Annotated in this window: 8 protein-coding genes and 1 pseudogene; 4 read left to right on the forward strand and 5 right to left on the reverse strand. The window is 68.3% G+C overall.

Annotation, left to right across the window (positions count from 1 at the left end):
* The 5 genes and pseudogenes from QH276_RS29275 to sigE all read right to left on the reverse strand — a co-directional run.
* Positions 1–444 (reverse strand): annotated as a pseudogene (locus QH276_RS29275) (hypothetical protein); the annotation flags it as partial.
* A gap of 52 nt (positions 445–496) precedes the next feature.
* The gene (gene tatB, locus QH276_RS29280; protein ID WP_280402813.1) at positions 497–913 is read right to left on the reverse strand and encodes a Sec-independent protein translocase protein TatB; all 417 of its coding nucleotides are present in this window, start codon (positions 911–913) and stop codon (positions 497–499) included.
* A 33-nt stretch (positions 914–946) separates the two neighbouring features.
* Positions 947–2,488 carry a trypsin-like peptidase domain-containing protein gene (locus tag QH276_RS29285; protein WP_280402814.1) on the reverse strand — a complete coding sequence of 514 codons (1,542 nt, stop codon included), beginning with the start codon at positions 2,486–2,488 and terminating at the stop codon, positions 947–949.
* A 10-nt stretch (positions 2,489–2,498) separates the two neighbouring features.
* Positions 2,499–2,885 carry a zf-HC2 domain-containing protein gene (locus tag QH276_RS29290; protein WP_280402815.1) on the reverse strand — a complete coding sequence of 129 codons (387 nt, stop codon included), beginning with the start codon at positions 2,883–2,885 and terminating at the stop codon, positions 2,499–2,501.
* A gap of 87 nt (positions 2,886–2,972) precedes the next feature.
* Positions 2,973–3,641, reverse strand: coding sequence for an RNA polymerase sigma factor SigE (sigE, locus tag QH276_RS29295; protein ID WP_432278759.1), 669 nt, complete (start codon positions 3,639–3,641; stop codon positions 2,973–2,975).
* 504 nt (positions 3,642–4,145) lie between these two features.
* Between sigE and QH276_RS29300 the strand changes: the two genes are divergently transcribed.
* The 4 genes from QH276_RS29300 (at position 4,146) to QH276_RS29315 (ending at position 8,612) form a co-directional block, all read left to right on the forward strand.
* Complete coding sequence (locus QH276_RS29300; RefSeq protein ID WP_280402816.1) at positions 4,146–4,778, forward strand: O-methyltransferase; 633 nt, start codon at positions 4,146–4,148, stop codon at positions 4,776–4,778.
* A gap of 283 nt (positions 4,779–5,061) precedes the next feature.
* Complete coding sequence (locus tag QH276_RS29305) at positions 5,062–5,775, forward strand: TetR/AcrR family transcriptional regulator (RefSeq protein WP_280402817.1); 714 nt, start codon at positions 5,062–5,064, stop codon at positions 5,773–5,775.
* Between the two features lie 264 nt (positions 5,776–6,039).
* The gene (locus QH276_RS29310) at positions 6,040–6,960 is read left to right on the forward strand and encodes an ABC transporter ATP-binding protein (protein WP_280402818.1); all 921 of its coding nucleotides are present in this window, start codon (positions 6,040–6,042) and stop codon (positions 6,958–6,960) included.
* On the forward strand, positions 6,957–8,612 hold the full coding sequence (locus tag QH276_RS29315; protein WP_280402819.1) for an ABC transporter permease: 1,656 nt from the start codon (positions 6,957–6,959) through the stop codon (positions 8,610–8,612). The genes QH276_RS29310 and QH276_RS29315 overlap by 4 nt, the downstream gene beginning before the upstream one ends.
* The last annotated feature ends 159 nt before the right edge of the window (positions 8,613–8,771 follow it).

Genomic DNA, 8,771 nt, shown 5'->3' on the forward strand with positions numbered 1-8,771 from the left:
GGCGGGCGCGCGCGCGCGGCGGCGCGCGGGGCGCGGCGGGGGGGGGGGGGGGGGGGGGGTTCGGGTGGCGTCCCCCCCCCCCACCCCCTTCCCGTGCGCGGCGGCGGCCCGCCGGGGGCCCGCGCCCGGATCCGGGGCGCCCATCAACCGGCCCGCCCGGGTATCGGGGACCAGCAGAGTGAGCGGGCCGTGCCCGAAGAACAACCCCTCGGGCGCCGGGCCCTGGGTGCTCACCTGGTGGATCCGGGCGCGGGAAAGTCCCGCGGCCGCGCCTATTCTGGCGAATGTCCACCCTTCGGCGTGTAACTCACGGATTACCGCACGCCGAATTCGAGTGAGCTCGTTGATGGTCTGCTGAGCCGCTGCGACACCCTCCGTTGCGGCCTTGAGTCGCTCGACTTTGTCTTCGATCGCGAATATCCGCGCCACGTCATCGGCCGACATGTGCGAAGTGTAGACAGCAGGCCCCTGAACGGCGTCTAGACTGGTTGACGTTTTAGGTGGCGTCGTTGTCGATCGGCGGACGTTCGTTGTGCTCCAAGGGTTTATTCTGTGGGGTCCGCGGGTATTCTGGCATGCCGCTACTGGCGCCGAGAATATTCTTACTGTCCGGCAGGGCGCCGTCGAGATCCTTGAAAAGGGAATCGTCGCCGTTCAGAAGATGTTTGGTCACCACCGAACGCGGAGACATCCCACGTAATTCCTGAAGGTCGGCGAGCGGTTTTCGCAGATCCTCGAATTCGGGTCCGAGTTCGGACCGTAATTGCGATGTCGCGCCGGTGGCGTAGTCGCGCACCTGGCGCAATGTGCGCGCAGTCCACCGCGCGGCGCCGGGTAGACGTTCCGGGCCGAGAATGACGAGGGCGGCGACGAGAAGGACGAGCATCTCGCCCCACCCGATACTGCTGAACACCTCACCAGATTACCCGGCGTCGCGGGCGGTGGATCAGTCGGAGGCGAGCGTCACCGGAACGTCCACCTGCCGGCCTTCCCGGATGAGCTGGACGTTCACCGTCTGGCCGATATCGTGCATCTGCACCGCGACCACCAGCTCGTCGCGGTTGGTGACCTCCCGGTCGCCCACCTTGACGATCACATCGCCCTCGACGATGCCGGCCTTCGCGGCCGGGCCGTCGGCCTGGACATCCGCGACCTCCGCGCCGCTCATGACCTCGTTGGCGACCGTTTTCTCCCGTGCGCTGACCCCGAGTACGGGATGGTTGATCTTCCCGTCGCGGATGAGGGTCTGTGCCACTTCGGTCATCTGGTCGACGGGGATGGCGAACCCGAGGCCGACCGAGCCACCGCTTTCACTGCGGATCGCGGTGTTGATGCCGATCACGCGGCCGTCCGCATCCACCAGTGCGCCACCGGAGTTACCCGGGTTGATCGAGGCGTCGGTCTGGACCGCGTCGATCACGGCCTTGGTATCGCTGCCCTCGCCCTCCAGGTTCACCGGCCGGTGCAGAGCGCTGACGATCCCGGAGGTCACCGTTTTGCTCAGGCCCAGCGGCGAGCCGATGGCCAGCACCGCGTCACCGACTTGTACGTCGTCCGATTTACCCAGCTGCGCCACAGTGAGATTTTTCACATCCACCTTGAGGACGGCGAGATCGCTCTTCGGGTCGCGGCCGACGATATTGGCCGGTGTACGGGTGCCGTCGGAGAATGTGACCTGGATCCGGGCCCGGCCCGAGGTGTCCTGCGCCGCCATCGAGATGACGTGGTTGTTGGTGACGATATAGCCGTTGCCGTCGATCACCACGCCCGAGCCGACGGAACCGTTCTCGCCGATCGTGGTGCGAATGGACACCACCGACGGCAGCACCGCGTCCGCGACCTGGGCGATCGGCCCGTGCGGCTGATCGCTGTCGGTCTGCTCCAGGCTCACCTTCCGGGAAGTCAGCGTGGAGGCGGTTTCGGCCGTCAGCCGGCCCACCAGACCGCCCACCAGGCCGATCGCCAGCGCGAGCGCGGCCAGCACCACCAGCGCGCGGGGCGCCACCCGGGAACCGAACAGCACCTGCCGGGCGGAAAGCTTCTCGGCGCGGGGCTGATCCTGGACGGATGGTGTGGGCAGCGCGGGAGCGCCGAGCCGGGCCGCTGCATCCGGGTCGCGCCACGGGTCGGACGGGACGGTTACCGGGGGTTCGGCTGCGGCGGCGTCCGGGTCGCGCTGGAGTATCTCGGTGGAACCGGGCGGACGGCCGAACGCCTCGGCGAGTACCGCGGCCGGCGGGCCCTTGGGCGCGACGGGTGTCGATTCGCTCTCGGCGCGAGCGGCCCGCGAGGCGAACGATCCGGATTGCCCCGGCGGGCGGCGGAAGGCATGCGCGGTATGTGAGTCCACATGCGGACGGTAGACCGGGCGCGGTGCCAGCACCGGTGCCCCGGGTGGGCGCAGCGTGCCGTTATCGGCCGTCGTGCCGTTTTCGTCCGCCGAATCAGGAGTATCGGCCGGGGAATTGTGCGTCGATTCGGAACTCACGCGGCAAACTCTACTTGCGCCACCACACCGACCACCGGAAGCTGTCGAAGGTCGCGGAGAAAGACTGGCCGGAAAAACCGAATACGGCCTCGTTACGCGCATTTCCGGCGGAATTGGGGCCGGCTGCCGGTTCGGCGAGCGGAATACGGGACAGGCTGTCGTGCAGGCCGGTCGGTACCGATACCTGGGTGGCCCGGCGCAGTGCGATCCGGGCCTGCTGCTGTGCTTCCACCTCGGCGGCGCATTCCGGGCAGACCGAAAGATGCTGAGCCGCGCGTAGATACGGATTCATCCGCAGTTCGCCATCGACATAGGCGGCGATGGCCTCGCTCGCCAGATGCTCGGTGGAGTGGAACTGCGGGGGACGACGACCGGGCGTACTGGAGTCGCCACTCATTCGCTGTCCATCCTTCCCAACCGACATTGCTGACCGCCGGGGCCCGGCGTCATGGCTGCCGGATCACCCGGAGCTCGCCTCGCTTGTTCAGCCGAGGCTCGCCTCGGCGGCGAATCGCTCCTGCACTCCATTATGCGCAAGATACTCGCGCAGTGCCTGCCGGCCGCGATGGATACGGCTGCGGACGGTTCCCAATTTCACCCCGAGCGTCGCACCGATCTCCTCGTAGGAGAGACCTTCGATATCGCAGAGCACCACCGCCGCGCGGAACTCCGGTGCCAGCGAATCGAGCGCGGACTGCAGATCGGGATCGAGCCGGGCATCGTGGAAGACCTGCTCCGGGCCGGGGCCCTCGGCGGGCACGCGGTCGTAATCCTCGGGTAGTGCTTCCATCCGGATCCGGCTACGGCGGCGAACCATGTCCAGGAAGAGGTTGGTGGTGATGCGGTGCAGCCAGCCCTCGAAGGTGCCGGGCTGATAACTGGACAGCGAACGGAACACCCGGATGAAGGTCTCCTGGGTGAGGTCCTCGGCATCCTGGGCGTCGCCGGAGAGGCGGTAGGCCAGCCGGTAGACGCGATCGGCGTGCTCGCGGACCAGTTCGTCCCAGGTGGGCATGACCGTCCGGTCGCCCGTGGCGTCGAAGGCGGCGGTCCCGGTAAGGGGTAGATCGTTGTCGAGTTCCCCGGCCCCCGCTGCTGCGGCGTCGTAGTTCTCGGCTCGGTCGTCGGCAGTGGACATAACGGGCACCTCCATCAGGGCGTCCGGTGCGGCGGGGGAATCGGTCACCAGGTCTCGGTCTGCGGCTACCTCGCGACCCGGCCCCCCAAACGGTCCCGGGCCGAATTCTTCCGGCTCGGGCAGCGTGTACCCGGCGGGTGCTGCCGGACGGCGGGCCCGGGGCAGCTCGGGCAAGGTGGCGGACTCGCGTACCGCATCGACCATGTGGATGGTGACGACCTCCTGATCGGGACCGAGGCGTAAGCTCGAAGAGGTGACCCGCCTCTCGGGCCACCTTTACCGGTTACAACGGTCCGGTCGTGCTCCGTTGTTCCCGGCCGACGCTTTCGGTCGGCTGGTCTTGCTGTACGCGTGAGCACCGGCCCTACGTGGTGACGCTGCGCTACCGGCTTCGGGCCCGACGCGCTCTCGCGTGAGGCCTACTCTTCACTGTTCCCGTGTGGGCGGGGTGTGGGGATACTGAGGGACACCTGAGAATGTTGCGACCAGCTTCGCCGCGTTTGGCATAGCCTCGAGTGCGTGGCATCGAACCTGGAGCGAAATCTCGCCTACGTGGAGGAATCCGTCGTAGAGGACGAGGTACTCATCAGCGCCCGCGAGCGGGCCACCGAACTCGGTGCGTCCCCGGTACCGCCGTCGGTGGGGGCCCTGCTCAGTATGTACGCGCAACTGCTGGACGCCCGGGCGGTGGTCGAGGTCGGGACCGGTGCCGGGGTGAGCGGGTTGTGGCTGCTCGACGGTATGCGCGAGGACGGCACGCTGACCACCATCGACTCCGAGCCCGAACATCAGCGGGCCGCCAAGGAATCCTTCCGCGCCGCGGATATCCCGCTCGCCCGTACCCGCCTGATCAACGGCCGCGCCCTCGACGTGCTGCCCCGGCTGGCCGACGGCGCCTACGACCTGGTCTTCGTGGACGGTACGCCCATCGAACATCCGCTATGTCTCGCGGAGGCGGTCCGCTTGCTACGCCCGGGTGGCGCGGTGCTGTTGCACAATGCGCTGCTCGGCGGGCGGGTCCCGGATCCCGCGCACCGCGATGCGGCCACCCAGGCGGTCCGCTCGGCCACCCGGTTCGTGGCCGAAGATCCAGGCCTGACCAGTGTGCTCATCCCGCTGGGTGACGGGTTGCTCTGCGCGTCGAAGGGGTAGGTAGCCGAGCCGGCGCCGAGGGGCGTCCGGTCCATCGGCCGTGGTGTGACACACGGAGTCGGCCGCGGCCGCGTTTCGGGCTGTTGACACATTCGGTGGGCCGGATGGCGCCGAGGTCGGCCGAGTGCGCGCCTGTCCTTGTCGTTTCCGCAGTTCGACGGGGCAATCGGGGAGGGCTGCAGCTTCGGTGGGACCCCGCCTGAGGGCTGTGGGCATTTCTTGACGGAATCTCTACGGCATCAAGTCTTGCGCTCGAGCTGAACGAGTGTTTAACGTATTGAACATGCGTTCAAGCGATGATCTGAGCACCCGGGCTCGAATCCGTGACGCCGCCATCGTGCTGTTCGGCGAGCAGGGGTTCGGTGTCGGAGTGCGCGCCATCGCGAAAGCCGCAGGCGTGTCTCCCGGTCTGGTCAACCACCATTTCGGGTCCAAAGACGGGTTGCGCCGCGACTGCGACGACTACGTCCGGGGGGTGATCTGGGATTCGAAGATGAGCTTCATGGACCGGCCGTCCACCGGGAACATGCTGCAGCAACTGGCGGAAATCGAGGAGTTCGCCCCGATCATCGCCTATATGATGCGCAGCTTCCAGGCCGGCGGTGACTTTGCCGCGGCGCTGTTCGAACGTATGGTCGCCGACGTCGAGCAGTACCTGGAGGCCGGTGTTGCCTCCGGGGCGCTCCGTAAACCGCGCGATATGAAGGCGATGGCCCGCTATGTGGCCATGAACAACGGCGGCGGCATGCTGTTGTTCATCCAGACGCATACGCCGCCGGACGGGGTCGTCGACTATCGGCAGGCGCTGCGCGATTACGCCGACCAGATGTTCCTGCCCGCCCTCGATCTCTATACCGACGGCTTGCTCACCGATAAGTCGATGGTCGACGCATTGCTCGCGGCGCGGCGCCGGCCCGGCGCGACTCCGGAATCCGGCCGGGATCCGTCCGGACCCGAATCGCCCGCGGGGGATCCGGACGCGACGCCCTGCTCGTGATCCCGGCCCGGCTCCGCCGGGTGATCAGGATATGGGTGGCCGCTCGGTCCGGGGTCGTACGCCGGCGGTCGAATCGGGCCCGCTGTGCGCCGGGGATTCGGCGTGGTGCCGTATGCGGCGGATGCTTTCGCCGCGCGCGGCACCGCCGCACTCGGGCGGATCTGCCTGCCCGAGCACTGACACAGCGCAGGCCGGGTGGCGGCGTCCCGCCACCCGGATTGACACCTTCTGAACTTGTATTTCACTGTCTCACAAGGAGATTCGATGATTTCGGCAATTGAGATCCGGGATCTGCACAAACACTTCGGTCAGGTCCGCGCACTCGACGGCCTCGACCTGCAGGTCGCCGAAGGCGAGGTGCACGGTTTCCTCGGGCCCAACGGCGCCGGGAAATCCACCACCATCCGGATCCTGCTCGGGCTACTGGCCCGCACCTCCGGTGATGTCCGGATGCTGGACCGCGATCCCTGGGCCGACGCGGTCGCGTTACATCGGGAAATCGCCTACGTACCAGGCGATGTGACATTGTGGCCGTCGCTGAGCGGCGGCGAGACCATCGACCTGCTCGCGACGATGCGCGGCGGCCTCGATACCGCGCGCCGGGCCGAGTTGATCGAGCGGTTCGAGCTCGACCCGCGTAAGAAGGCCCGCACGTACTCCAAGGGCAACCGGCAGAAGGTCGCGCTCATTTCCGCGTTCTCCTCGCATGCCCGGTTGCTGCTGCTCGACGAGCCCACTTCGGGCCTGGACCCGCTGATGGAGCAGGTGTTCCGGGAATGCGTCGCCGAGGCGGCCGAACGCGGCGCCACCGTGCTGCTGTCCAGCCATATCCTGTCCGAGGTGGAGGCGCTGTGCCGGCGGGTCACCATCATCCGGTCCGGGCGCACGGTGGAAAGCGGCACGCTGGACTCCATGCGGCATCTGAGCCGCACCTCCATCACCGCCGAGCTCACCGGTGATCCGGGCGATATCGCGGCGCTGCCCGGGGTGGCGGATGTGAGCCTCGACAAGAACACCTTGCGCTGCCAGGTGGACGGCGAGCACCTCGCCGAACTGATCCGGATCCTCGGTGATACCGGGGTGCGCAGCCTGACCAGCCGGCCGCCGACCCTGGAAGAACTGTTCATGCGGCACTACTCGGTGAACGGCCGGGAGGCCGGCGAGTTGCAGGAGGTCCGGAAATGACGACGGCGGTCGCCGGAGTCCGGCACAGTTCGTTCGGCACCCTCTCGGCGGGGACCGATTTCACGGGCACGCTCCGGCTGCTGCGGCTGTATCTGCGGCGCGACCGGATCGTGGCACCACTGTGGGTCCTGCTGCTCTCCCTGCCGCTGGGTTCGGTCTATGTGGCCAGTATCGAATCGATATATCCCACCGAGGCCGACCGTGCCTCGTTCGCCGCCACGATCCTGGCCAGTCCGGCGCAGCTCGCGATGTACGGCCCGGTCTACAACACCTCCATCGGTGCCGTGGGCATCTGGAAAGCCGGGATGTTCCACACCCTGGTCGCGGTGGCCACCATCCTCACGGTGATCCGGCACACCCGGGCCGAAGAGGAATCCGGGCGTACCGAAGTTCTGGCCTCCACCTCGGTGGGCCGGTATGCGAGCCTGGCTGCCGCATTGCTGCTGGCACTCGGCGGCGCGCTGCTGACCGGCCTGATCGGCGCGGGCAGTCTCACCGCCACCGGCGTTCCGGCGAGTGGATCGCTGGCCTTCGGGCTCGCGCTCGCCGGTTCGGGCATGGTGTTCGCGGCGGTGGCCGCGGTGGCCGCGCAGGTCTGCACGGGTGCCCGGCTCGCCCGCGGACTGGCCTTTGCGACGCTCGCGGTGACCTTCACCCTGCGCGCCGTGGGTGACGCCCAGGCCGGCGACGGACCGGTCAACCCATTGACCTGGTTGTCGCCGCAGGGCTGGTCGCTGCAGATCCGGCCCTATGCGGGCGACCACTGGTGGGTGCTGCTGCTGCATCTGGTATCGGTCGCGGTGCTGGTCGCGGTGTCCTTCGCCCTGTTGCGGCGGCGCGATGTCGGGGCGGGCCTGCTCGCCGAACGGCTCGGGCCGGCGGCCGCCGGGCCCGGTCTCACCGGACCCTTCGGGCTGGCCGTGCGGCTACAGCGCGGAGCGCTGCTGGCGTGGGCGGTCGGGGTCGGACTGTACGGACTCGTGATCGGGAGCGTCGTCAACGGAATCGGTGACAGCTTCGGCAGCAACGAAACCCTGCGGGACCTCATCACCCGGATGGGCGGTACCGAATCACTCGAGGATTCGTTCGTCGGCTACGCGTTCACCATGCTGGGTATCGCGGGCGCGGCGTACGCGGTCTCGGCGGCGTTGCGGATGTTCGGCGAGGAGAACGGCCACCACGCCGAATCGGTGCTGGCCGGTGCGGTGGGCAGAACTCGCTGGGTGACCTCGCATCTGGTGTTCGCCCTCGGCGGTCCGGTGGTGATCATGCTGACCGCCGGCCTGCTGAGTGGGCTCGCCTACGGGATCGCGGCCGGCGATATCGGCGGCACCCTACCCGACATGCTGGCCGCCGCCTTGGTGCAGTTGCCCGCGATCTGGCTCTTCGCGGGGATTACGGTCGCCCTGTTCGGGCTGGTGCCGCGCTGGACACCGGTGGCGTGGGGGCTGCTGACCGCCGCGATCGCGGTCTTCCTGCTCGGCTCGATTTCCGGTGCCCCGCAGTGGTTGCGGAACCTGGAACCGTTCAGCCACGCGCCGAAGCTCCCGGGTATGGAGTACACCGCGACCCCCAGCCTGCTGGTCACGGCCCTCGCGGGTGTGCTGCTCGCCGTCGGGCTGGTGGGCATGCGGGGCCGGGACGTGCGCTGACCCCTCCGGGGAGATGCCCGGGGGGGGGGGGGGCCCCCCGCGGGCCACCGACCGGCCGGATTTCGCGCTGGTCGGGGTATTGCGTATTCCGGAGGTGCAGAACAGCCCGTGGATTTCGCTCACGCGCCGGGTGCTGTTCGCGATCGGCCTGCTGTGCAC

The organism is Nocardia carnea (assembly GCF_029869215.1).
Taxonomy (GTDB): domain Bacteria; phylum Actinomycetota; class Actinomycetes; order Mycobacteriales; family Mycobacteriaceae; genus Nocardia; species Nocardia carnea_B.

Excerpts from the sequence above, each read along its gene's own strand:
- QH276_RS29290 (WP_280402815.1), bottom strand. The coding sequence starts at position 2,885 with ATGAGTGGCGACTCCAGTACGCCCGGTCGTCGTCCCCCGCAGTTCCAC.
- sigE (WP_432278759.1), bottom strand. The coding sequence starts at position 3,641 with ATGGAGGTGCCCGTTATGTCCACTGCCGACGACCGAGCCGAGAACTAC.
- QH276_RS29305 (WP_280402817.1), top strand. The coding sequence starts at position 5,062 with ATGCGTTCAAGCGATGATCTGAGCACCCGGGCTCGAATCCGTGACGCC.
- QH276_RS29310 (WP_280402818.1), top strand. The coding sequence starts at position 6,040 with ATGATTTCGGCAATTGAGATCCGGGATCTGCACAAACACTTCGGTCAG.
- QH276_RS29315 (WP_280402819.1), top strand. The coding sequence starts at position 6,957 with ATGACGACGGCGGTCGCCGGAGTCCGGCACAGTTCGTTCGGCACCCTC.